24 protein-coding genes are annotated in these 25448 nt (G+C 37.7%); 5 read left to right on the top strand and 19 right to left on the bottom strand.

Going from position 1 to position 25448, the window contains the following annotated elements; all coding sequences use genetic code 11:
- Positions 1-55 precede the first annotated feature (55 nt).
- The 5 genes from IGK27_RS02240 to IGK27_RS02220 all read right to left on the bottom strand — a co-directional run bounded on the left by IGK27_RS02240 (position 56) and on the right by IGK27_RS02220 (position 5854).
- The gene (locus tag IGK27_RS02240; protein ID WP_002355545.1) at positions 56-703 is read right to left on the bottom strand and encodes a DUF421 domain-containing protein; all 648 of its coding nucleotides are present in this window, start codon (positions 701-703) and stop codon (positions 56-58) included.
- A gap of 15 nt (positions 704-718) precedes the next feature.
- Positions 719-1162, bottom strand: a complete 444-nt coding sequence (locus IGK27_RS02235) for a DUF3290 domain-containing protein (RefSeq protein WP_002355544.1) — start codon at positions 1160-1162, stop codon at positions 719-721.
- A 175-nt stretch (positions 1163-1337) separates the two neighbouring features.
- Positions 1338-2912, bottom strand: coding sequence for a peptide chain release factor 3 (locus IGK27_RS02230; protein ID WP_033626382.1), 1575 nt, complete (start codon positions 2910-2912; stop codon positions 1338-1340).
- Positions 2913-3085: 173 nt separating this feature from the next.
- Entirely contained in the window at positions 3086-4465 is a 1380-nt protein-coding gene (locus IGK27_RS02225) for a hemolysin family protein (RefSeq protein WP_002363168.1), read from the bottom strand.
- Positions 4466-4639: 174 nt separating this feature from the next.
- Positions 4640-5854 (bottom strand): AI-2E family transporter, encoded by a 1215-nt coding sequence (locus tag IGK27_RS02220; protein WP_002384914.1) that lies wholly within the window; start codon positions 5852-5854, stop codon positions 4640-4642.
- A 75-nt stretch (positions 5855-5929) separates the two neighbouring features.
- Between IGK27_RS02220 and IGK27_RS02215 the strand changes: the two genes are divergently transcribed.
- Positions 5930-6361 carry a GNAT family N-acetyltransferase gene (locus IGK27_RS02215; protein WP_033626381.1) on the top strand — a complete coding sequence of 144 codons (432 nt, stop codon included), beginning with the start codon at positions 5930-5932 and terminating at the stop codon, positions 6359-6361.
- Positions 6362-6448: 87 nt separating this feature from the next.
- On the opposite strand, the gene bph is transcribed toward IGK27_RS02215, so the two are convergent.
- From bph to pfkB, 5 genes are all read right to left on the bottom strand, one after another.
- Positions 6449-6982: a biofilm phosphatase Bph gene (gene bph, locus IGK27_RS02210; protein ID WP_002355538.1), complete on the bottom strand. Its 534-nt coding sequence runs from the start codon at positions 6980-6982 to the stop codon at positions 6449-6451.
- Between the two features lie 188 nt (positions 6983-7170).
- Complete coding sequence (gene lacD, locus IGK27_RS02205) at positions 7171-8148, bottom strand: tagatose-bisphosphate aldolase (RefSeq protein WP_002413705.1); 978 nt, start codon at positions 8146-8148, stop codon at positions 7171-7173.
- Entirely contained in the window at positions 8145-8606 is a 462-nt protein-coding gene (locus tag IGK27_RS02200; protein WP_002358680.1) for a fructose PTS transporter subunit IIA, read from the bottom strand. The genes lacD and IGK27_RS02200 overlap by 4 nt, the downstream gene beginning before the upstream one ends.
- 26 nt (positions 8607-8632) lie before the next feature.
- Positions 8633-10051 (bottom strand): PTS fructose transporter subunit IIC, encoded by a 1419-nt coding sequence (locus tag IGK27_RS02195; protein ID WP_002355535.1) that lies wholly within the window; start codon positions 10049-10051, stop codon positions 8633-8635.
- A 4-nt stretch (positions 10052-10055) separates the two neighbouring features.
- Complete coding sequence (pfkB, locus tag IGK27_RS02190; protein ID WP_010818275.1) at positions 10056-10982, bottom strand: 1-phosphofructokinase; 927 nt, start codon at positions 10980-10982, stop codon at positions 10056-10058.
- A gap of 177 nt (positions 10983-11159) precedes the next feature.
- Here pfkB and IGK27_RS02185 point away from each other — a divergent pair, with 177 nt between their 5' ends.
- Positions 11160-11906, top strand: coding sequence for a MurR/RpiR family transcriptional regulator (locus IGK27_RS02185; protein ID WP_002363162.1), 747 nt, complete (start codon positions 11160-11162; stop codon positions 11904-11906).
- 60 nt (positions 11907-11966) lie between these two features.
- On the opposite strand, the gene trmB is transcribed toward IGK27_RS02185, so the two are convergent.
- The 4 genes from trmB to IGK27_RS02165 form a co-directional block, all read right to left on the bottom strand.
- A complete protein-coding gene (gene trmB / locus IGK27_RS02180) occupies positions 11967-12611 on the bottom strand; it encodes a tRNA (guanosine(46)-N7)-methyltransferase TrmB (protein WP_002355532.1) in 645 nt (214 codons plus the stop codon).
- 73 nt (positions 12612-12684) lie between these two features.
- Entirely contained in the window at positions 12685-13464 is a 780-nt protein-coding gene (locus IGK27_RS02175) for a phosphotransferase family protein (RefSeq protein WP_002355531.1), read from the bottom strand.
- 128 nt (positions 13465-13592) lie between these two features.
- Positions 13593-14804: an ABC transporter permease gene (locus IGK27_RS02170; RefSeq protein ID WP_002371475.1), complete on the bottom strand. Its 1212-nt coding sequence runs from the start codon at positions 14802-14804 to the stop codon at positions 13593-13595.
- Position 14805: 1 nt separating this feature from the next.
- Positions 14806-15543 (bottom strand): ABC transporter ATP-binding protein, encoded by a 738-nt coding sequence (locus tag IGK27_RS02165; protein WP_002363160.1) that lies wholly within the window; start codon positions 15541-15543, stop codon positions 14806-14808.
- Positions 15544-15758: 215 nt separating this feature from the next.
- On the opposite strand from IGK27_RS02165, the gene IGK27_RS02160 reads away from it, so the two are divergent.
- The 3 genes from IGK27_RS02160 to IGK27_RS02150 all read left to right on the top strand — a co-directional run bounded on the left by IGK27_RS02160 (position 15759) and on the right by IGK27_RS02150 (position 17721).
- Positions 15759-16184: an HIT family protein gene (locus tag IGK27_RS02160; RefSeq protein ID WP_002355527.1), complete on the top strand. Its 426-nt coding sequence runs from the start codon at positions 15759-15761 to the stop codon at positions 16182-16184.
- Positions 16185-16529 carry a YtxH domain-containing protein gene (locus tag IGK27_RS02155; RefSeq protein WP_002355526.1) on the top strand — a complete coding sequence of 115 codons (345 nt, stop codon included), beginning with the start codon at positions 16185-16187 and terminating at the stop codon, positions 16527-16529.
- 163 nt (positions 16530-16692) lie between these two features.
- The gene (locus tag IGK27_RS02150) at positions 16693-17721 is read left to right on the top strand and encodes a peptidylprolyl isomerase (protein WP_002371473.1); all 1029 of its coding nucleotides are present in this window, start codon (positions 16693-16695) and stop codon (positions 17719-17721) included.
- Between the two features lie 39 nt (positions 17722-17760).
- Here IGK27_RS02150 and IGK27_RS02145 read toward each other — a convergent pair whose 3' ends face one another.
- The 5 genes from IGK27_RS02145 to IGK27_RS02125 form a co-directional block, all read right to left on the bottom strand.
- The gene (locus IGK27_RS02145; RefSeq protein ID WP_002355522.1) at positions 17761-18705 is read right to left on the bottom strand and encodes a 3'-5' exoribonuclease YhaM family protein; all 945 of its coding nucleotides are present in this window, start codon (positions 18703-18705) and stop codon (positions 17761-17763) included.
- Positions 18702-21413 (bottom strand): ATP-binding protein, encoded by a 2712-nt coding sequence (locus IGK27_RS02140; protein ID WP_033626380.1) that lies wholly within the window; start codon positions 21411-21413, stop codon positions 18702-18704. The genes IGK27_RS02145 and IGK27_RS02140 overlap by 4 nt, the downstream gene beginning before the upstream one ends.
- Complete coding sequence (locus IGK27_RS02135) at positions 21410-22645, bottom strand: DNA repair exonuclease (protein WP_002364822.1); 1236 nt, start codon at positions 22643-22645, stop codon at positions 21410-21412. The genes IGK27_RS02140 and IGK27_RS02135 overlap by 4 nt, the downstream gene beginning before the upstream one ends.
- 155 nt (positions 22646-22800) lie before the next feature.
- Entirely contained in the window at positions 22801-23142 is a 342-nt protein-coding gene (locus tag IGK27_RS02130; protein ID WP_002355518.1) for a YlbF family regulator, read from the bottom strand.
- Between the two features lie 62 nt (positions 23143-23204).
- Positions 23205-25391 carry a PBP1A family penicillin-binding protein gene (locus tag IGK27_RS02125; RefSeq protein WP_002355517.1) on the bottom strand — a complete coding sequence of 729 codons (2187 nt, stop codon included), beginning with the start codon at positions 25389-25391 and terminating at the stop codon, positions 23205-23207.
- Between the last annotated feature and the right edge of the window lie 57 nt (positions 25392-25448).

The following is a 25448-nucleotide window of genomic DNA, read 5'->3' as shown; positions in this document are numbered from 1 at the left end:
TTAAAACTCATTGAATTACCATTTAATTTTAATATAAGTAGAATGAAAAGTATAGCTAAGAAATCGTTTTTTCTTCATACGGCGATAAACTTAACTGTCCAGATAAATACTCACCTAAATAGATTTCCTGTAATCTTTGGAATCCTTGTTCTTGGATTTGCGTTAATAGCCAGTGCTCATCTTTTTTGATTAACTCTAGGACATCCATGTTGGCTTGACCGTCCACAATAATCGGATAACGAATACTTTCATCGCCATATTCGACGATTGTTAATTGACCATTTTGTTCTAAAACCGCCCGTTTAACAAGCTGGACTTCATAAATACCATTTGCTCGTAATTTAAACATTAGATCATTTGCAGAAATACCATTTTTCAAACATTCCTTCACCACAACCTGTCCATCCTTGATTAAAGTAATGGGTTTACCATCCACAATTTGCTTCACATAGCGATTGTGTTCTTTTGCAAATTTTAAAATTAAGACTAATAATGTCCACAAAATTAACACTAATACAAATTGGAGCACCGTAATTGAATCATTATAAATAACACCACCAATAATACCCCCCAATACATAGTTTTGCACTTGGTCCATAGCCGATGTGGGCGCCAAATTGCCTTTTCCCATCAAATTAATTTGGACAATTAAACAAATAATACCTAAAGCAAATTTAATAATAATTGGACTATAAAACTGCATTAATTTTCCCTCACTTTACTTTATGATTTCAATCGTTGGTGTTAATAAATACGTTTCTTGTAACGTATAAGACTGCTGATCCGTACTTAAACTCATTTTATAAAACACTTCGTCAATTTTAACTATGGTTCCGTCAGCCAATTGTGTACCATTGACATAAACTTTTTCTGGAGAAACCTTTTTTTCCTGTGCCACTTGTTCGACAAAATGTACCATTTGTGAAGATTGTGAATGCTGATTTTGGTTCAGTTGATAATTGGAATATTGAACCCCTAAAACAAATAATAATGATAAAAAAATAATAATACTTAATTCACGATATTTCGTTTGAATTTGATGTCGCACATAAAAACTAAATACAATGACTAGCCCGATTAACAAAGCAAAAATAAAAAAATACTTTAAGTAATCATTTAAATTAGATTGGCTTTTTAAATACTCGATGCCATAAAAATTCATGTTCTTGTCCACTCCTTGATAGGTTCGTTATAATAAGTATTCTATCTCAAAAAAAACAATCACGCCTGCTTTAATACCTTATAACAAGAAAAAGCTCAGCGCAATCATCTTGAGAATGACTGCGCCGAGCTTCAATCTTCTAAAGATTCAGCTACTGATTGATTACAAATTAATTTTACATCAAACTTTTCAGTTCAACATCTGGATATTTATCCGCAAACCAGCGTTCCGCAAATTGGTTTTCAAATAAGAACAATGGTTGGTCGAAGCGGTCCCGTGCCAAAATGTTTCGGCTAGAGCTCATGCGTTCATCTAAATCTTCTGGATTAATCCAGCGGGCAATTTTAGAACCCATTGGCGTCATTACCACTTCAGCATTGTATTCATTGGACATTCGGTATTGGAAAACTTCAAACTGCAATTGACCTACTGCGCCAATGATATATTCTTCTGTTAAATATGTTTTGTATAATTGAATGGCTCCTTCTTGAACCAGTTGGTAAATTCCTTTATGGAAAGATTTTTGTTTCATCACGTTTTTGGCAGTCACTTTCATGAATAATTCAGGTGTAAATGACGGCAACTCTTCGTATTGAACATTCATTTTCCCTTCATACAAAGTATCGCCAATTTGGTAATTTCCTGTGTCATACACGCCGATAATATCGCCTGCAACAGCTTCTGTGACGTTTTCGCGGGCATCCGCCATAAATTGCGTCACGTTACTTAATTTGACTTTTTTGCCTGTTCTACCTAAAGTCACGTCCATGCCTCTTTCAAAAACACCTGAACAAATTCGAACAAAGGCAATTCGATCACGATGGGCTGGGTTCATATTCGCTTGAATTTTAAAGACAAAGCCTGAAAATTCTTTTTCATAAGGACTTACTTCGCCACCCTCTTCTGTTTTATGCGCATGTGGCGCAGGCGCAAATTGTAAGAAGGTTTCTAAAAATGTTTGAACCCCAAAGTTTGTCAAAGCAGAACCGAAGAAGACTGGCGTTTGATCACCACGAGCGATTTTTTCCTCGCTAAATTCATCGCCTGCTTCTACCAATAACTCAACATCTTCCAACACTTGTTGATAAACGCTGTTATTGTGCAATGATAAATCGCTTGGGATATCGCCATCTTTTAAAGGAATAAAACGCTCCCCGCCATTATTTTCTGGACGATATAATTCCACGCGTTCATTATAAATATCGTATAGACCTTCTAGGCCTTTTCCCATACCAATTGGCCAGTTCATTGGGTAAGATTCAATATCCAATAGTTCTTCCAATTCTTCTAAAAGTTCCAATGGTTCCCGTCCGTCACGGTCCAATTTGTTAATAAAAGTAAAAATTGGTATACCACGTTTTTTAACAACTTGGAAAAGTTTTTTCGTTTGTGCTTCAATCCCTTTGGCACTATCAATAACCATCACAGCACTATCCACGGCCATTAAGGTCCGATACGTATCCTCTGAGAAATCCTCATGCCCTGGGGTGTCCAAGATATTAATCCGTTTGTCTTGATAGTCAAATTGCATCACAGAACTCGTTACCGAAATTCCCCGTTGTTTTTCAATTTCCATCCAGTCAGATTTGGCAAAGTTCCCTGTTTTTTTCCCTTTGACTGTTCCAGCTTGGCGGATGGCGCCCCCAAATAATAATAATTGTTCAGTAATCGTTGTTTTCCCAGCATCCGGATGGGAAATAATCGCAAACGTACGGCGACTATCGACTGCTTCTTTTTGATTGATCGTCATAAAAATCTCCTTATCACTTGTGATGTTTATTTATTTATTTTCTTCAGCATAATTTTTGATTAACCTTTGCTAGTATATCATGTCAAGCCATGAGAATAAAGAGCTGCTGTTGGCTGTTTTTTAAAAGGAAAACCTGTGACATTAGTCAAAACGACTGATGTCACAGGTTATTTTTAACGTCTTGGTTCGTCATCTTCCATTTCTTTACGGAAAAAACGACGATTTTCTTCTGGTTCTTCATCGACAGTTTCTTCATCGTAGAAATGAACGCGTAAGACTAGCAAACGTGTGCCTTCCATTTCTTCAGCAGTTAACTTAATATTGCCCACTTCAAAAGAAGGTTTTTCCCCTTCATCAGGAATGGTTCCTAATGCTGTAATTAAGTAACCTGCCATTGTATCAACATCGCTCATGTGTAAATCTGTTTCAAATACTTCATTAAATTCGTCAATTAACATGCGTCCTTGAACCAAATATTCATTGTCGGCCACTTGTGTATATAAATTTTCTACTTCATCTGTTTCATCGTCAATTTCACCAACGATTTCTTCTAGTAAATCTTCTAGTGTTGCTAAACCGACAACACCGCCATATTCATCTAGTAAAATCGCCATTTGGTTTTGTGTTCGTTTTAACTCATAAAGTAAATCATCAATAAAAATGGTTTCTGGGACAAATAATGGTTCTTGGATAATCGCGCCTAATTCAATGTTTTCAAAGCCTAAATTACGTGCAGCTTTTAGTAACGTTTTGGTATGTAAAATACCAACAATTTTATCTTTGTCTTCACTATAAACAGGAATCCGAGAATAATTTTCTCCTAAAATTAAATTGATGTTTTCTTGGACATCATCTTGGATGTCAACCATGAATGCGTCTGTCCGAGGAACCATTACTTCTCGTGCCACTTTTGTATCTAATGAAAAGACACCTTGTAGCATTTCTAGTTCTTCGTTTTCCAAAACACCTTCTGTTTCAAGCATGTAGCGCATTTCATCTCGTGTCATCTTCGAATCGGCATCATCGAAAGTCATTGGTGTGATTTTGGATAATAAATCGGTCGAAGCCGATAGCAACCAAACGAAGGGACGCGCGATAACTCCTAAAAAGCGGACTGCACCAGAAGTCAATTGAGCGACTTCTTCTGATTTATTCATAGCAATTCGTTTAGGGTATAATTCACCAAATACAATAGAAACGTACGTTAACAATGCTAAGATAATGATACTGGCAAGACTCTTAGCTGCGGCGCCGCCACCTAATACAGGGGCCAAACGACTAGATAAAGTCTCTGCTAATGAAGCACCAGATAGGATATTAACCAAAGTAATCCCTACTTGGATTGTGGATAAAAAGTTATTGGGGTCTTGCAATACCTTAAGCAATTTTTGAGCTTTTGCGTCGCCGTCTTCCGCTTTTTGTTCCACACGATTCTTGTTAACAGATACGACTGCAATTTCCGCCGCTGCCAAAAAGGCATTGATAAACGTCAACACGACTAATAATAGAAGTTGCGCAATTAGCGACTGACTCTCAGGGTCAGCATTATTCATAATGTTCTCTCTCTCCTTAATTGTTGATAATTCCGAGGCTGTACTTTCGTACTCTTTTAACGTTCTTCCTCTTTTTATGGTTAGGCTTAGAAACAGACACAATCAGTATTATGACAGGTTATTTTCTATCCTAATCCATAAAATCATAGCACGAAAGATTAGCGGATTCAATCATTAACCGTTATTTTCTTTCGTATTTGTTTCATTCCCTAAAAGAACAGCATTGGTAACTTTTTCACTACGACCCGCTTTGACCATATCAATAACATAGTAGATAATGGTCCGGCAGATTGCGTAAAATGGGACACCGAGGAAAATACCTAGCAAACCTGCTAAATTTCCTGCTACCAATAAAATTAAAATAATCGTTAATGGATGGATTTTTAGAGATTTTCCGATAACGTTTGGATAAATAATATTTCCGTCCAATTGTTGAACCACTAGCACCACTAAACAACATAAGGCTGCTTTGACGGGTTCATTAAAGATGGTCACTAAGACAGCAGGCGCTAATCCTAGATAAGGTCCTAGATAGGGAATCAAATTCGTAAAGCCGGCAATGACACCAAATAAAAAGGCATAACGAACGCCAAGCAATGAATACCCAATAATCGTAAATGTACCGACAAATAAACATTCAATCGCTTGTCCACTAATATAACTGGATAAGGTTTGGTTCAATTGTCCTAAAAGATCCACGATATCATCTTTTCTTTTTTCAGGTAAAAAACGTTGAATCGCTGGTACTAGCTTGTCTCCATCTTTTAACATATAAAATAAAATAAATGGCGCAGTGACCAAAACAATGGTGGTTGACGCCACAGTTGATACGATTGAACCTAAGCTACTTGATAAACTACTTAAAAATTGTTGGATAATATTTGCATAAGAAATATCCATTTTTTCAATATAGCTTGTTAAATCAATTTGTTTAAAAATAGGTAACTCCGCAATCTCATAAATCCAGGTCTCCACTTGTTTAAAGAAATCCGGCATACTTGATGCTAAACTAGCTAGCTGATCTGCCAACTTAGGGATAATTGTTAATAAGATCAGAACTAATGCGATGATTAGTAATAAAAATACTAGTAAGACGGCATAAATTCGTTTCATTTTCGTCTTCATTAGTAGATTGACCACAGGATTTAGTAAATAATACAAAAAGCCTGCTACTAAGACTGGGGCAAACAACGTTGAAAAGAATGTCCCAATCGGTGCAAATAAGAAATTAATTTTCGAAGCAATAAATAATAGCATGGCCACGACAAGTAATTCAACTGACCAGAAAAATAATTTCGATTCTTTAAATCGATTAATCACAGCGGCTCCTCCTTTATTTTTATTCAATTGTTGCTGTTTTATTTTATCACACCTTCCCCCCTCAGTCATTGAGAATACTTCATTGCTAGAACTTTTTCGTGGTATAATAAAATAGAAACAGATTCTGAACTTGGGGGTTTTTCTATGCATGTAGCTCAAACAAAAGATACCATGAGTGATCTTTATTTAGATGCTGTCCGGCTTCGTCAACGCGTATTCGTAGCGGAACAAGGGGTACCAGAAGAGATGGAAATCGATGAATATGAAGCACGTTGTATTCACTTTGTTTTGTACACGGATCATGTAGCTGTCGCAACTTGTCGCTTGCTTCCACTAGAAAATGGCGTTATGAAATTACAACGAATGGCCGTTGAAAAAGCTTACCGTGGCGCCGACTATGGACGAATGATTATGGAAGCGGCGGAAAATTTTGCCAAAGAACAAGGCTACCACAAGATTACTCTAGGAGCACAAGTCACCGCTGTAGGCTTCTATGAATGTTTAGGTTATCAAAAAACAGGAGCACCTTTTATGGATGCTGGCATTGAACACTACGAAATGAATAAAGAACTATAACACCAATTAAATCGGAAAATTTAGAGCTTGGAGCATTAGCCATTTTGGCTAATGCTCCAAGCTCCTTTTGTGGGCTGTTTACATCGGCTATTTTTTTGATAGCTGTTGATAACGTTGATACCAGATATCTACATATTCGGGCGAGAAGGGGCCTTTTTCGTTATTAATCCAATCCACTAAAGTCTTGACATTTTCTTTTAAAATGAAGTCAATATCTTCTGGATAATCCATTAGTTTGCTATGAAATTCATATTCATCAACGTCTAGTAAACGTTTTTCACCATCTGGAAAAACCTTGATATCTAAATCATAATCAATATACTTCAACGCTTCGTCATCTAAAACATATGGCGAAGCCAGATTGCAGTAATACGAAACCCCCTTTTCTCTAATCATTGCTATTATATTGAACCAATATTTCTTGTGAAAATAAACAATGGCTGGTTCACGAGTCACCCACCGACGTCCGTCGGATTCCGTTACTAACGTGTGATCGTTCACACCAATTAAAGAATACTCGCTCGTTTTTAGTACCATCGTATCACGCCACGTTCGATGTAAATGTCCGTCATGTTTATAACTCTGAATGGTTACAAACTCGCCTTCTTTAGGAATTCCCATAATACCCCAACTTTCCCCAAATAAAGTAAAGCAATGTTACTTTTTGGGTGTTCATACATCGATATCGAAATAATTATATCATATCTTTTGAGTTTGCGTACATTGAGTTCACTTAAAGAAGACGATTTCTGAAAAAATTTAATTCAGATGACCAAATAGTTCAAATTCAGTAAATATTTTCAGCTTAATTACTGGATTTTTTCAAAGACTGATACTGCGCTCTCTCTTAAAACCTGATTTAATTCGTCAACATTTGTTTTACCAGTTGTTTCAAGCCACGCAACGGCTGCTTCAGCACCTTGTTGAACAAATGGAAGCACGCCGTCTGCCCAAGTTGCGCGACCACATAAGACTCCATTAAACGAGGAACCTGCTTTTTTTGCAAATTTCAATGTTTCCTGAAACATCGTAGCACTAACCCCTGCACTCAAGAAAATAAATGGAAGTTGTGTTGCTTCACTTTGCATGTTGAAAAAAGCCTGCGCTTCATCTTGGCTATAAAGACTTTCAGTGCCAAAACCTTCTACAAAATTCATATTCACAGGGACTTCTACTTTTAAAACATCAACATTATAGCGATCCTTTGAAAATTCTTTCATCGCTTCAATTACTTTGTGCGGTTTTACTTTAGCGTATTCTTTTGAAGCACTATCCGAATTGTTTGCATCATAAGAGACAATTTCTAAAAAGAATGGAATTTCTTCGGCTAAACACTCTGAACCAATCCGTTCTATATAAGCTTTCTTTCGTTCATTGATTGCTTCACTTTCGTCAACATCGTAATAAAGTAAAAATTTACACGCGTCTGCGCCCGTTTCTTTTAAACGCTTAACCGACCAAACATCAAGACTATCGGGTAACCGTCCTGGTGTCGAAGCATCGTAGCCCGTTTTTTCATACGCAAGTAACAAACCTGAAGTCTGTGCTCGATTTTCAGCAGCAGCTAGGCCATATTCTGGATCCAACAAAATTGCTGAAGTCTCTGGTGTTAAGCAACGAGATACTAATACTTTAAAGTCACTGATTTCTTGCGCAGTCACCTCTTTGTATTTTCCCATCATGCGTTTTAAGGCCCCACGTTGATCAATGGCTAGTGCGCCAATAATCCCTTGATCATCTACCAGATTTTCTAAATGTTTACGTTTTTGTTCACTAATTTTTTTCATTCTGTTCCCTCTCCTAATTGATTATTTAGTAACGTAGCAATTTCAGCTGGCGAACTTGCTTGTTTCAGTCCAGAAGTAACTTCTTCTCTTAATAAGAGGCGCGCAACAGAAGAGAGTAATTTCAAATGTGTCGTGCCAGCTTCGGCATCTGGAATAAACAGCGCAATCACAAACTCCGTTAATTGGTTGTCAAGGCTCTGCCACTCAACACCTTGGTCCAAGGTAACGATGATAATGGCCGCTTGTTGAATCGTTGCTGCTTTTGCATGAGGTATCGCAAATCCATTCATCATCCCCGTTGTTCCTTCTTGTTCTCGCTCGTTCAGTTTATCGAAAACTTCCTGTGCGTCCTGAGCAACTTCCAATTCTGTTGATTTTTTTGCTAAAAAGTGAAAAACATCCTCTTGCGTTTGTAACTGTTGATTTAAAAAAATATGATTTTCTTTAATAAAAGCCATTCCATCCACTCCTAATTCCTGTTATTTCATTTTTTTGATAACGATTGCTCTTGTTTGGCGATTCTACTTTTTTGTACAAAACCTAGCAATAAACCGCCTACCAATGAACCAGCTAAAATTGCCAGAACCCATTGAACAGCGTGAGTAACAACTGGTAAAACAAGAAAGCCTCCATGAGGTGCTGGCACTTGTACCCCAAACATATACGTTAAGACTGCCGCAATTGAAGATCCGAGCATCATAATTGGTAAAACCTTCAATGGGTCTTTTGCCGCAAACGGAATAGCGCCTTCTGTAATATGTGTGGAGCCTAAAATAAAGTTCACTAGCCCCGCATTGCGTTCATTTGTGTCAAAGTATTTTCCAAAGAATAATGTAGCAAAGCCTGTAATTAAAGGTGGCGCTATGCAGGCAGCAGAAACTCCTGCCATAAAAGAAGTATTTCCTTGAGCTAAGAGTGCCGTCCCAGTAACATAGGCCGCTTTATTAACTGGACCTCCCATATCAAAGGCACACATACAACCCACAATAATTCCTAAAACCAACGGACTGGAGTTTTGGAAACTAGCTAAAAAGCTCATCATTCCTTCGTTAACAGCTTTCATCGGATCTGCTAATAAAGACATAGTGATACCAATAACTGCAACGCCAATGACTGGATAAAGGAAAATTGCTTTTAAACCATCTAATGATTTAGGCAAACCTTTAAATACTCTTTGTAATAAAAGAATGAAATACCCAGCAAGGAAACCAGATAATATCCCTCCTAAAAAGCCAGTACCACCAGTGTTAGCAATCAAACCACCGACAAAGCCCACAACCAAACCAGGTCGTTTGGCAATCCCCTCTGCGATATACGCAGATAAGATTGGCACCATCATGCCCATTGAGGCATCACCAATACTTTTTAACATAGCAGCGGTAGCATTATACTGACTACTTTCTGGATCAAATGAATAAATACCCCAAATAGCAAAAGAAAGAGCAATTAAAACGCCGCCTGCTACTACAAACGGCAACATGTGAGAGACGCCATTCATTAAGTTTTTATAAATACTATGTCCAACATTTCCTGAAGAAATTTGTGTTTCCTGTTCAAGTTCATCCACTGCTTGGTTTTCGGCCGCAATCGATCCTTTTCCTGCGAGCGCTTCTTCAATTAAGCGATCTGCTTCTTTAATCCCCACACTGACAGGGACATCAATAATTCGTTTCCCAGCAAAACGTTCTGCTTGAACGTCTTTGTCGGCGGCAATAATGACTGCCTCCGCTCCTTGGATTTCTGCAGGTGTTAACTCGTTTTCTATACCAATCTGACCATGTGTTTCAACCTTAATCGTAATACCTTTACGTTTCGCAGCTTGTTCCAATGCCTCCTGTGCCATATACGTGTGCGCTATTCCCGTCGGACAACCTGTAGCAGCTATTAATTGATACGTAGCCATCTGTTTATTCCTCCTCTTGAATCTTTATTTGTTGCTCTAACTCCTGAACATCTGAAAAATCTGTCAATCCTTTGCGAAATGCTGTTGAACTACCTGCTGCAATACTTCTTTTTAAATTTTTTTCCAATGAAAATCCTTGATGCCAGCCAGCTAAAAAGGTACCTAACATTGCATCCCCTGAACAAGCTGTATTTACAACCATTCCAGTTGGTGAATTACCTGAAAGAACCTTTTCATTGTTCATAAATAAAGCCCCTTCACTACCTAAAGAAAGTAAAATATTTTTGGCTCCCCGCTTCAGTAATTCTTGTCCGTAAAAAATGTAATCATCCTTAGTCTGCACTTCTGTATGAAACCACTCTTGAAGTTCTTCTTCATTTGGTTTCAATAAAAATGGTTGATAAGGCAAACAATCTAAAATTTCTTCATAACTACTGTCTAAGATTAAGAACACCTGTTTTTCAAAACAAATTCGGCTAATTTCAATCAAAATACTTGGCGAAACCCCTTGTGGTAAACTTCCTGATACGCACAAATAATCCCCTTTACGTAACTCTGAAATTTTTTTCAAAAAACGTTGTACATGTTCTTCAGATAATTTTGGTCCTTTATTGACTAATTTGTATTCCTTTTGATCTTGGGTAACTTTTGTAAACACATTGATTCTCGTTGTGCCAGCGACTTCGATAAAATCAGTGGTTATCTCTTTTTCTTTTAAATAATCCTCGACATAGTTCCCAGTGAAACCAGCTTTGACTCCCAAAGCGGTATTATCAATCCCTAACATCTTTAAAATTAGGGAAACATTGACTCCTTTCCCGTTTGCTTGAATATCATCTTCCTTCGTGCGATTCACGACAAAAGGAACTAGCTCTTCTGTTTCGATAAATAAATCAATGGCTAAATTTAATGTACATGTATAAATAGTCACTGTAGTTCCTCCTTTCTCCTCTTTATTATGTCTCAAAATACCATGTAAAGGTTTTCATTCTTTCGCAAAAATATAGAAAACATTTACAATTTCATAATTTCTCTAGCTTTTTTATTTTTTTTCATTAAAAATAGGCTTATAAATGTTTTTTAGTGAAAGAAAGAAGGGCTGGCCATTATGGAACAAAAATTGAGTGAGTCGGAGCAATATCTCTGGCATTTTATCGAAACACATATTTTAGAAATCCCTGATTATTCCATTGTAAAATTAAGCGAACGAGCCAACGTATCAACTGCGACGATTGTAAGAACCATGAAAAAGAAAGGCTATGAAGGTTTCACATCCTTCAAGCATCACTTGAAAGATAAAGAAAACCAAAATATAAATTTTTCAGCATTAGAAAAAGTAGACCGAGGAATTCGGACAGCCATTTTAAAGAATGAAGAAGAAGTAACTCGCACGATTAACATGATTGAAATTGGTAATATCGAAGATGCGATCCAAAAAATCAAAGCTTCTCGACGGATTATTATCTTTGCTAGAGGTTTTTCAGAATTAATTGCTCAGGAAATGATGGTTAAGTTTCAATTGGCTGGCAAATACTGTGAACTGCATACGGATCCAGAAATTATTAAAAATATTAGTAAAAAGTTATCAAAAAAAGATGTGGCTCTTTTTGTTTCTTTAAACGGAGAAACCCAAGAATTAGTTGTCGCTGGTAAAAACTGTTACGACTCAGAAATTGGGACTATCCTTTTAACTGCAAGCAAACACTCTAGTTTAATGAAATACATTGAAATTCCGTTCGTAGGCTTCAAATCAGAAGGCTCCTTTTTCCCCGATTATGAAGTGCGTTCACGGTTACCACTATCCATTCTGGCAAGAATTTTATTGGACGCCTATGCTTTAAGAACGACAACTTAGGCTTTCTTAAATAATAAAAAACAAGCATTCCTTCACTTAAAATAAAGGAATGCTTGTTTTTTATTTTGCAACAAAACGTGCTTCTACTCGATAAATTCGTTGACCACGACTAGAAAATTTTTCTTCGTATTCTGTCATAATGTTGCCTTCAAACTCGCTATTATGCAAATCTAGCCACACACGTTCAATAATCATGCCATATTTAGAAAAGCTACTTAATGAGTATTCGAAGAGCCCTTGATTATCCGTTTTAAAATGAATTTCTCCATTTGGTTTTAAGATAATTTCATCTGTCGCTAAAAAGTTTTTATACGTTAAACGACGTTTTTCATGTTTTTTCTTTGGCCAAGGATCTGAAAAATTTAAATAGATTAAATCTACTTCATTTTCAGCAAAATATTCTGTTAATGCTTCGCCGTCTACTCGCAATAACTGTAGATTAGGTAACGGCTCGGCCACTAGCTTATCTAATGCAATCGATAAAATACTTAATTGCATATCGATACCAATATAATTAATTTCAGGATGTGCTTTAGCCATTTCATAAATAAAACGACCTTTACCTGAACCAATTTCAATGTGGATGGGATGATTATTGCCAAAACGTTCTTGCCATTTCCCTTGCCATTTTTCAGGACCTTCTACCACATATTGTGGATATTTTGCCATATATTCTGCTGCTCCGGGTCTATTTCTTACACGCATATTTAAAATTCCTTTCTTTTAAAAACAGACTGGTGAAATTCGCCAGCCTGTGTGGATGTTATAATGAATTAGTTTAACTACTAAACATTCGTTTTAATTGTAAAATTTCTGCAGTCATTGCTCTTCTTTCGCCCTCTTGGTGATGACGAACAATCTCTTGTAAAAAGCTAAATAAACCATACCAATAAATTCGTTGAACCGTACTTTCATTCGGGATTAAACCATAAGATAGTAACCATTGATTCCAGCCGGAACGAGGGACATAATGACTCAAAATCATTCCTAAATCTACCGCTGGGTCCGCGACCATCACAGAATCCCAATCTACTAAATAGAGATAATTATTCGAGACTAACCAATTCCGATGATTCACATCGCCGTGGACAGCTACATAACTAGTCTCTGGATATTCTGGTAAATGATTATATAAATAAGTGATTACTTCTTTTAAATAACTGTTTCGTTTTAATTCTTTAGGTAGTTGACGCTTATACTCTTTCAACATTGTTAGCGGGGTACAAACTTCGCCACCAATTTTTTTCAACATGTCTTTCAGCAAATTGGAATGATGCAATTGGTATAACACGTCAATCACGTCATTGCGTTTGCCAATTTCGTCCGCATGTAATAAACGTCCTTCCAGCCATTCTTGGGCTGTTAGTACGTCGCCATTCGCTGTCCGCTTTGTCCAAATCATCTTCGGGGCTAACCCTTCTTTAGACAATGCTGCAAGAAGTGGAGAAGTGTTTCGTTTAATGAACACTTTCTCTGTTTCTTTTATTCCCATGTATGTTTGACCAGTTGCGCCCTTTATCGGCTGCAGACGCCAGTCTTTATCCAACTGAAATTCCATGGAAATTATCTCCTATCTCAACACAATTTTATTGCAATTTTTACAGCAATTACCATTTTAGTCGCCAAACCTTGCTTCGTCAAGCTTCTATGTGGTTCTTTTGTAAATTTTGCTGGGTTTTCTCATCTTTATAACTTATTCAAGCGCATTGGAACATACATTTTAGTGAAAATCACAACTTCTACAATTAAAGCACCCAGAATGATCAAGCTATTTTGCAAACTGCCTAAACGAAGGCAGACAATCCCACCAAAAATAATGGCCGCAACAGATAATGCGCCGCTAATTAACCGGCGAATCGCTGCTTGTTTTTTTTCTATTGAAATTGGATATAACTGTGTCATCACCATATAATCAAATTGCGTGTACATGGGAATCAACTGGAACCCGATTAAATAGACAAACAATAAAGCAACTACCAACGCAATCCAGAATTCTTGTAAAAAGAAGAGTAGCACGCCACCAACCAAAATCAAACGAAACAATAAGCCACTATATTCGCTACCTCGTAAAAAGCTCCGAATGAATAAGTAAGCATACGTGTTCTCAGATGTTTTTTTGACTACTCCGAGGAGAGGATCTAAGTATTTACGGCGTTTCACTGTACTACTCACTTCAGGAATATCTGTAAACAGCTGAATGAATTTATAAATTCTATGCATTCTGTTTTGTTCTTTTTGGATCATTTTTTCCCAATCCAAGAAACTCTGTTTCATCTTATTTTGCCAAATACTCGATAAACAAACGGCCAGAATGATGCCACCAATCACACCAACCCAAGGCGTCCAGTAAATAGCTCCCGTCATAATCAAGAGACTACTGATCAACCAAACGAACCACCAACTACGGTAAGTGGTTGACGAAAGATGATAGAGCCCATAGCTTTGTAAACTAAGATGTGTATAAATCATACAAACTAGCATGACCAAAAATAAAAAGAAGGTTTGAAACGACCAACCTGTTGTGACTACAATCAACGGCATCAATAGGCCACTTCCTAGAAAGCTGACCACAATCGGTAAAAGTAAAGAGTAGCGTAGCGCTCGTTTCAGATAAGCAGCGAATTGTTTTTCTTTTGGTAATAAAAAAACCTTGTCTGGCTCTTCTGTCAGAGTAGCCAACTTACCAACTTGAATGAGTAGCAGCCAGCCCAATAGAATTAACGGTCTGCCCCAAACAAAATCACGAGGTAATTCTTTTAACAACTGGGAATAGTACAGACCTAATCCGCCTAATAAAAACATACAGACTAAAACAAAATGATCATTTAAAATATAGCGCAAGTACTTGGACATTTTTTTGAAATGCCGTGACAAACGTTGACTAAAAAATTCGCCCATGTTACCCCACCTTTTCTTCCTTCGTCAAGGCAAGATAAATATCATCTAAAGAAGACTCTGGTAAATTAAATTCTGCACGTAATTCAGCCATTGTACCGTTTGCCCGTAATTTCCCTTCGTGTAGCACCACAAAGCGATCACAATATTTTTCAGCTGTTGCTAAAATATGCGTGGACATTAAAATCGCTGCCCCTTGCTTACGCATCGTATCCATTAATTCTAATAAAGCATGAATTGCTAAAGGATCTAAGCCTAGAAAAGGTTCATCAATAATATATAAACTCGGTTCAATTAAGAATGCACAAAGTACCATGACTTTTTGTTTCATGCCTTTTGAAAAATTAGCAGGAAACCATTCCAATTTATTGTCTAAACGGAACGTTTTTAGTAATGGTTCTGCTCGTTTGAACGCTTCTTCTAATGGAATATCATAAGCCAAGGCCGTTACTTCGATATGCTCTTTCAATGTTAATTCTTCATATAAAGAAGGTGTTTCCGGAATATACCCGATTTTTTTACGATATTCTTCAGGGGCTTGTTGCAATGTTTCCCCGTCAATCATAATTTTGCCTTTTTGCGGCGTAAGTAACCCAATAATATTTTTGATGGTGGTACTTTTCCCCGCACCATTCAAGCCAATTAAACCAACCATTTCACCAGACTTGACGTCAAAATTAATATCTTTTAAGACAGGAATATGGCCGTAACCTCCTGTTAAATGTTCAATTGTTAAGCTCATTTCTTTTGCCTCCAACCTTTTCTCTCTACCATTATTAAACCCTAAGCGAACCAAGAATTCAAAAATTACTCCCTTAATTAAATGGATTTTTTTCTTTCTCTTATTATACACGAAATGAAACGAACTTTTTAGCGAACTCACGTACTTTTTCATCCACAGAGAAATCAACTTGTGGTAAAGTAAAGGAAAGAACCTAGAGAAAAGAGGAATTTTTCATGAATGATTGTATTTTTTGTAAAATTATCAACGGCGAAATCCCAAGTTATAAAGTCTATGAAGACGAGAAAGTCTACGCGTTTTTAGACATTACACAAGTGACCAAAGGGCATACCTTAATGATTCCAAAACAACATGTTGCTGATATTTTTGAATATAATGACGTTTTAGCAAGCGACGTCTTTGCTCGTATTCCTAAAGTAGCACGAGCATTAGAAAAAGCTTTTCCAGAAATGGAAGGATTAAACATTTTAAATAACAATAAGGAAGTGGCTTATCAATCCGTTTTCCATTCCCACGTTCATTTGATTCCCCGTTATTCAAAAGAAGATGATTTCTCTATTCATTTTGGCAACCATCAAGAGGACTATTCCGCCGAAGCGATGCAAGAAATTGCTGAGACCATTGCAAAGCAGGTGAACTAAATGAAAAAATTTATTAAAGGTCTCTTTTTTGGCGCAGCTGCTGGTACCATTGGCGGCTTGTTGGCTGCTCCAAGAAGCGGGAAAGAAACACGCCAACATTTAATCAATGAGCTAGAGGACTATCGTTCACTGAAAAATCAAGTCACGAATGACTGGGATCAGGTGCAACGAAATTTGGCAGTTGTCGAAGAAAACGTTCCTCTGGCAACTGAATTTTCAAAAGACCTGCAACAAGAAATCACTGATTTCAAATTCCAAGCGGAACCTCGGATTGCTCAAATTAAAGAACAAATTGCTAAAATCACGGCTGAATTACCTGACACACAAACCAACAAGCAAAAGTAAAGTCTTTTATGTTAATTATTTCTTTTGTTATTAAAAAAATAAAAAGTGTGACGTAAATACGAATTTTGTTTGAAACTATGCCTGAGACTCTTTCTTTTTCAAAATAAGGTATGGTATAGTTATAACAGAAATAAAACTAAAAAAAACAGGAGTGCATAAGAGAATGAAGAAAAAACTAATCTTAGCTGCAGCGGGCGCAATGGCCGTTTTTAGTTTAGCAGCGTGTTCAAGCGGTTCAAAAGATATCGCAACAATGAAAGGTTCAACAATTACTGTTGATGATTTTTATAACCAAATTAAAGAACAAAGCACTAGCCAACAAGCGTTTAGCCAAATGGTTATTTATAAAGTCTTTGAAGAAAAATATGGCGACAAAGTAACTGACAAAGATATTCAAAAAAACTTTGACGAAGCCAAAGAACAAGTAGAAGCACAAGGTGGAAAGTTCTCTGATGCATTAAAACAAGCTGGTTTAACTGAAAAAACATTCAAGAAACAGTTAAAACAAAGAGCAGCCTATGATGCAGGTCTAAAAGCCCACTTAAAAATTACAGATGAAGACTTAAAAACAGCTTGGGCAAGTTTCCATCCAGAAGTAGAAGCACAAATTATCCAAGTTGCTTCAGAAGATGATGCCAAAGCTGTCAAGAAAGAAATCACTGACGGCGGCGATTTCACAAAAATTGCTAAAGAAAAATCAACAGATACTGCTACGAAAAAAGATGGCGGTAAAATTAAATTTGATTCACAAGCAACAACTGTTCCTGCCGAAGTTAAAGAAGCTGCCTTCAAATTAAAAGATGGCGAAGTGTCAGAACCAATTGCTGCAACAAATATGCAAACCTACCAAACAACCTACTATGTAGTGAAAATGACGAAAAACAAAGCAAAAGGCAATGACATGAAACCTTATGAAAAAGAGATCAAGAAAATTGCTGAAGAAACAAAATTAGCCGATCAAACATTTGTTTCGAAAGTCATTAGTGACGAATTAAAAGCGGCCAATGTGAAAATTAAAGATGATGCCTTCAAGAACGCTTTAGCAGGCTACATGCAAACTGAATCTTCAAGCGCTTCTTCAGAGAAAAAAGAATCAAAATCAAGTGATTCTAAAACAAGCGATACCAAAACAAGCGACTCTGAAAAAGCAACAGATTCTTCAAGCAAAACAACAGAATCTTCTTCTAAATAAGCATAAAAAAGAGAGTGGTCGATTGACCACTCCCTTTTTTTATTTATCTTTTGGAACATAGAAACTGCGGTTATCTAAACCAAAGATTCGTTCCGTATACTCCCCAGGCTGTGTTTGACGAATGGCCCCTAGCATCATTTGAATGGACGCATCCATGGTATCAATTTGATGTAAGATTTCCGCTTCCATAATTCTTGGTCGCACAGGTGATCCATATTCCAACAATCCATGGTGGGCTAAGACCATGTGCCGAAGAACGACAACGTCTTCTTCTCGATCATCAATTTTCAAAGCCAAACACGCCTTGGTAATTTCCTCATCCACCAAAACTAAATGACCAATTAAGTTCCCTGCCACCGTATATTCTGTCGTAATAGCACCAGATAGTTCTAAAACTTTTCCTAAGTCATGTAAAATAATCCCCGCGTATAATAGTGACGTGTTAATTTCAGGATATTCCTTAGCAATTGCTTTGCCTAGGCGCAACATTGAGACAGTGTGGTAAGCTAAGCCATTCGCAAAAGCATGATGGTTCCGTTTGGCTGCAGGAAATTCATAAAATTCTTGTTGGTATTTCGTCATGAGATAGCGCACAATACGATTCCAATGAGCATTGGTAATTTCAAAAATCACTTGATTGATTTCCTCGACCATCTCTTCTTTTTTCAAAGGCGCTCGTTCCATATATAAACTTGGCTGGCTTGGTTCCTCTGCTGTCGCTAAACGCATGTGTAAAATTTTTACTTGGGGTTTATTTTGATAAACTTCTCGTTTCCCATTCAGTAAAACAACGTTTCCCGCAGTAAATCGTGTAATTTCATCCTCAGAGGCGTCCCAATATTTTCCGTCAATCGTGCCAGATGTGTCTTGAAAGGTAAAGGCAATAAACTTTTTCCCATTTTTAGCTACACGTACATCGGCATTTTTAATTAGAACAAATGATTCAAAAAGTTCTTCTACTGTTAATTCACGTAATTTTTTCACTTGACGCTTCCTCCTTCTAACGCAATTACTCTTTGTTGTAAGTCCTGATAATAGCTTACCATTTCTTGGTCAGAAGAAAAACAAATGACTTGCTGTTTTTGACCAAATTTAGTAAATAATTCAGCTAATTGGGCTTTTCTTTGATGATCATAGTGTAACCAGCCATCATCAATGATAATTGGACAAATCAGTTGCTCGCCTTGGACTGCTAAAAAGGCAAAACGAACAGCCATCATCAATTGATCTTTAGTGCCAGTTGATAATTCATGTAAATAAAACATTTCTTGTTCTTTCGTCACCGCAACTAGTTGACCTTCGGCTACTTGGATTGATTGATAACGCTGATTTGTTAAAAGTGCAAAGTAGCTTGATGCATACTGTAATAAGCTGGGCAATTGTTGTTCCGAAAGCTCTGTTAATAGGTCCATTAGCAGTTGTCCCGCTAGTTGATACCCAGACCAACGTTGAGCTAGTTCTTTGATTTCCGCTTTTAAAATTGCTTGTCGTTGATACAACTCATCTAAGGTACCATCCGTCATTAATTGTTGTTTTTCATAAATCAGCGCTTGATACTGTTCTTGTATTTTATTTAACTGACTTTCTTCCAGTGCTTGTTGCTGCGCCAGTTGTAAAGAACGGTCTTTTAACGCTGCTTCTGTTACCGCTTCTGGAAACAGATTGCCTAATTGTGTCGCTAATTCTTGCCCACGACCAACTTGAGCTTGCTGAGTGGTCAGCTGTTGAATCCTACTTGGAACATCAGCGATTGATAGAATCCGATAACGAATTAGTAAAGGCTGAATTCGTGTTAATGCTTCTTGCTGTTTAGTTTTCAACTCTCGTAACTGCTGTTTGAGATAGCCATCTGCTTGATACTCCTGAGCAAAGCGAACCTTCTCCATTTCTTCAGCAAATCCTTCTAAAAAGTGTAACTTTTCGGAAAGGCTCTTTCCTTGCAAGGGTAAATGCGTCATCAATGGGAAGATTTGTTCTTCAAATACTTGGCGTTTTTGTTGATTTTCCTTCAATTGACTCATGAGTTCTTCATTTGTTTGAACAAGCAATAAATAGCGCGTAATCAATTCCCGCTGATTCATTAAAGTATCAATTTGTTGCATTTTTCCTAATTGATGGACTTGGGCTTGCTCCGCTACTGCTTGTTCAAGTTGTTCCACTTGCAGTTGTGCCTCACGTTCTTGATTCAGCGCCTGTTGGAACTGTTCATTTAAATAATCTAGTTGCGAAAGTTTCGTCTGCCACTCTTCTTTCACTTCATCAGAGGAAGCTTCTTTTCTAGTAGCGTAGCTAAGCACTTCTTTCGCGATAAAACTAACTCCCACGAGAACTAGGCCCCATTTTAAAGGGCTTGGCAAAAAGAAACCGAGTAATGCAAGGATACTTCCTAGCAATAACCAAAGTGGTTGACTTGTTTTCTGCGCTTTTTGGGCACGCGTCGCTTCACCAAAAAATGCGGCATGCGCTTTTTCAAAATCCGTTAACTGGTCTTCCAGATTTTCAATTTGAGAAGCCAAGAATGCTTTCTGTTCTTGTCCTTTTTGAAGAGCTTGCGTATACGCAACTTGTTGTTGGCGCCACTTTTGAACGGTTTCGTTGTCATAAAAAAGCTGTGGTGGTCGTTCAGGCGACCATGACCATTCGTTCTCTAAAAGGACCATTTCTTGACGATTTTGCTCAAAGGTTTGGGTCATCCATTCCGATTCCGTCATCAATTGTTGCATATCATAGCGTTGATTCAACAATTGTTGAATCAATGCTTCTTGTTCTAGGTAAAAAGCATACCCTTCTGGAACATCGAGCGCTTCTGACTGAAGAGATAACTCTTTGGTCAAACGTTGTCGTTCTTTGTCTAGGTACATATATTCTTGAAAGGTTTCTTCTAATTGAACTTGGTCTTCTTTTACTAAAACAACGTTCTCTGTTTCTTCAGGTAGCGACTGCCATTCTTCGTACAAGGGAAAGTGACGTTGCTGTTCCGCAACCTGTAACAAGTCCTGTTGCGTTTCTTTTAATTGCTGTTGCAGTGTCACTCGCTGTTGTTCTGTTTCGCGAATCGTTTCTTCTAATTTTTGAAAAGTTTGTTGCTGCGCTTCTTTCTCTTGAATTTGCTCTTTTAGTTCTTGATAAGCCGCCAACTTCTGATTGAGTAATGGCTGCTGTCCTTTACCTTTAAAGATTTTTTGTGCTTCTTTAAAGTACGCATTTCGGTAAGTCAAAAGTTGTTGACTACCAGAAACACCAATGGCTAACAAGGATGTTTGCAGTTCCTCTTCTGTCAACTTGTCACTCGTAATTAATTGTTCTTGTTGGAAAGTAAAAACCTCTTGAAATAACTTTTTCGTTAGCGGATGTAACATTTGCTGTAAGGTTTTTTCATCTCCCATTTGTTGTTGATAATAAATGATTGCTTGCCCTTTATTTTTTTCTTTAAAACGCTCGACTTGAACTTCCCCAAACACAGGATGTGCCAACCACAAACGACCACCATACGAGCCACCATTTTTAGGTGCGTAATCGCGTTTTCTTTTGCCCTTTGTGGGAAAACCAAACAGCATTGCTTGAATGAATTGATACAATGTGGACTTGCCAACTTCATTTGCGCCGTACAGCAATTGATTACCAGATTCAAATGTAATTTTCTGTTGTTGCCATTTTCCAAAGCCCACAATCTCTACTGCAAGTAATTTCATAGTGGGTCCTCCTGAATAGTAAAGTCTTCATTAATTTGCTCATGTGCTAGGCGCAAGCTCTCTAATCGCCACTGCTCATCCATTGAAAAAATTCCAGCAAATTCTGGATAACGTAACAATTCCTTGGTGGTATCTTCAAAAATAACTGGATCTAAGTATGTTTTTTCTAATGCCGTTAATAAGTTGGGACTAGCGGATAAATAGATCGGTTCTTTCGTTGGTTCCTCTGCTTGCAATATTAGGCGATAAACAAAAAAATCACCTTGCGTTTTTTGTAAAAGCTGCTGCTGTAAGTAGCTTAATAGTTCACCATTGACAATGGCTTGCACCACGGTCACATCCAAATGTTGCGTTTCTTTCAGTGTCAACGCCATCAATTGCTGTTGCTGATGCGCATGCCACTTCGTCAGCAAACTGGTTTCAAGATAAGACAAAACGCTTTGGGTGTCACGACATTGCGCAAGAGATACTTCTTCATTCGTCCAATCTATTTCTGCGACTTTTTCAAATTGAACAGTCGCTTGATTTTGGGAAAGTGTGACCACTGCAACCCCTTGTAAAGACTGTTCTTTTTTCGTGTGTCCTTGAGGTGTTCCAGGATAAACAATTAGCGGTTGTTCACTAACAATTTGCGGCTGATGAATGTGGCCCAATGCCCAATAATTATAGCCAGTGGCTTTTAAATCCTTCCATGTAAACGGAGCATAATTTTGTTGCGCTTTCCGACTGGTGTCTCCATGATAAATCCCAATATGAATATCAGATTCTGCTTGTTTGATAGGAAATTCTAGTGCTTTATTTTCATCAATCCAGGGATGCTCATAACTAAACCCTGAAACAGCCACTTGTTCGCCCGCTTTCGTTTCAAAATACAGTGTCTCAACCATTTCTTTTTCAAATAAAAAAACATTGTCTGGAAAAGAAAACCAATAGCGGTCTTTTTTATAGTAATCATGATTCCCAAATGTTAGAATCACAGGGATTTCTGCTTGTTTCAACTGTTCTAATGCAGCCATCAATTGGGCTTGCATTGAAATAGAGGTCTGACTTTGATGAAACGTATCTCCTGCAAAAATAACCAAGTCCACCGCTTCTCGAATGGCAACTGTTACGATATTCATTAACAATTGTTGATTAGCTTCTCTTAAGCGCTTCGCTAAGGCTGTCGGGATCCCAGTTAACCCTTCAAAAGACCGATCCATGTGTAAATCAGCTGTATGCAATAGTTTCATCGTTTCCCCTCCTTTTCTCCTCCCTTTATCATATCATTTTCTGCCAGCTTGGTCAGTAAAAACATACGAAAATTTGTTCGTTTTTTTATTTTCAGTAAAAGAAAAACTCTGACAAATTGTCTTATAGACAACTTGTCAGAGTTCAATTACGTAAATTAATCGTTATACATATCACGCACAGGAGTCATGATAATTCGGTTTAAATCATTGACAACTAAGCTAAACGCTTGTTCTTTTTGCATTAATTCGTTGATAACTGCTGTTTCTTGCACTTTCGTTGCAATGCTTTGTGCTTTTTCAGCATCTTCATCCGTGAATTCTTCGCCGCGCATTTGTTTTTCTTGAAGTCCTTGTTGGAATCCTTGGAATTCTTTAAACAATGTGTAAGCTGCTTCGTCTGCTTTTACTTCTTCATACGCTGCTTGTAATGCTTTAAATTCGTCTAACTCACGTAGTTCACGTTCAATCTGATTGGCTGTATCATAAATGTTACTCAATGGAATCCCTCTTTTCTCAATAGTTTCATCTTTATTGTACCATTTCTCTTAGGTTTTCCCAACTAATTTCCTAATAAGCCTCCGAAAATTCCTTCAATCTTGTCTTTGACTTTTTTCGCGCCGTCTTTAATTTGTCCCCCAACTTCATTCAATGTATCTCCGAAATTGCTAGCGCCGTCTTGAACAGAATTTCCAAAGTCTTTCAAGTTATCCCGCCAATTAGAATTGGCACCACCAGTTAAACTATCGTTGCTATCAACAACTTTCCCACCTGTGGCATAAGCATCCGCGACAGGAAATTGTGCTTGTTTGACTTGTGGCAAGATGCCACTGGCTTGACTGTTGAACACCTGTGAGGCATACGTAGCGCTACTGCCTTCCAAATAATGGGTTTTACTGGTTTCTTGGAAGCCTAACCAAGTAGCAATGACAACTTCTGGTGTATAACCAATCACCCACTGATCGTTCGTTTTACTACTATCGAAGTTGGTTTCTGTCGTACCTGTTTTACCAGCCATTACGTAGCCTGCTGGTTGTGCGTTGACCCCGCTCCCAGAACTAAAGACCCCTAGTAACATACTTGTAATCCCGTCTGCAACATCTTTGGTAATGACTTGTTCTTTCTTGACTTTAGTATTATCAACTACAATTGCGCCAGTTGAGTCGACGATTTTTGTAATTAAATGCGTTTCAGTTTTATAGCCTTCATTGGCAAAGGCACTATAAGCTCCCGCCATAGTTAGTGGCGAAACACCCGTTTGTAATCCCCCAAGTGCTAAACCATAATATCGATCTTTTTCTGATAACGGAATGCCAAATTTCTCTGTTTTTTCATAGCCTTTATCTAAACCAATTTGATGTAATAACCACACCGCTGGTAAATTTAAGCTTTCTCCTAAGGCTTGATACATAGGAACTTCTCCACTGTACGTGCGGCTATAGTTTTGCGCTGGATAATAATCTTGTGGTTTATCTTCTAAAACAGAGTCTGGTTTATAGCCAGCCTCTAAAGCTGGTGTATAGACAGAAATTGGTTTTAAGGACGAGCCTGGTGAACGTTTTGTTTGCGTTGCAAAGTTAAAGCCTCGATAAACGTGTTCCCCTCGACCGCCCACCAGTGCTTGCACGCCGCCGGTTTTCGGATCAATGGCTACAGAGCCACTTTGAACCATGGCACCATCTTCTGCATTGGGTGGAAATAGTGCATCATTTTTATAAGTTGCATCCATCGCATCTTGATATTTTTGATTTAAAGACGTGTAAATCTTGTAGCCTTTATTTAAAATATCTTCTTCTTTAAATTTATAACGATTGACCGCTTCATCAATTACCGCATCAAAATAATATGGATATTTGTAACTATTTTCGTCGCCAACATAGGTGTCATTTAATAGACTCGCTAAGTTAACACTCGCTTCTTGATTGGCTTCTTCTTGAGATAGTTTTTTATTGTCGACCATTAGTTGTAAAACGGTATTCCGTCGCGCTGTGGCATTGTCAATGTAATCAATTGGGTTATAAATTCCTGGCCCTTTTAACATGCCCGCTAGCGTTGCGGCTTCCCCCACTGTAACTTGGGACGCATCCACGCCAAAGTATTTACGAGCTGCATCTTGCACGCCCCAGACACCATTACCAAAATAAGAATTATTTAAATACATTGCCAAGATATCTTTTTTCGAATATTTCTTTTCGATTTCAATCGCTAAGAATAATTCTCTGGCTTTCCTATCTAACGTTTGCTCTTGCGTTAAGTAAGCATTTTTGGCTAATTGCTGCGTAATTGTACTTCCGCCACCACCGCCACCGATTTTCCCAAAGGTCAATTTTCCAACAACCGCACGGGCAATCCCTTTGATGGAATACCCTTTATGTTGATAAAACCCGCGATCTTCAGTTGAAATAACCGCATCTTGAATATAAGGAGAAATATTATCCAGTTCCACAAAAGTCCCTTTTTGCCCGAATAATTTTCCGACTTCCTCTCCTGATTCATCATAAACACGTGTTGATTCACTTAGCCCCGATTTTAGGGTCTCAACGTTTGCGGACTTGGCTAAGTAAAATAAATAAATACTGGCACCTAAAGCGACTACCAAACCAATTAACAAGAAAATTTTATTGATTTGATACTTTTTCCAAATCCGCTTTCTGGCTTGATGGAATTGTATTAAATAAGGCTTTATCCACGTCCAAAAATGACGTAATCCGACACCGACTTTACTAAAAAATTGTTTAAGATTGTCCATAGTACTCCCTCTATTTACGTTTCTTGGCTAAGTCTACCATATTCTTGTGGGTACGAC

It is taken from the genome of Enterococcus sp. DIV0236 (assembly GCF_050558525.1).
In the GTDB taxonomy this organism is placed as follows: Bacteria; Bacillota; Bacilli; order Lactobacillales; family Enterococcaceae; genus Enterococcus; species Enterococcus faecalis.
The sequence above is the reverse complement of the archived record's forward strand: the minus strand, read 5'-3'. Positions and strand labels throughout refer to the sequence as shown.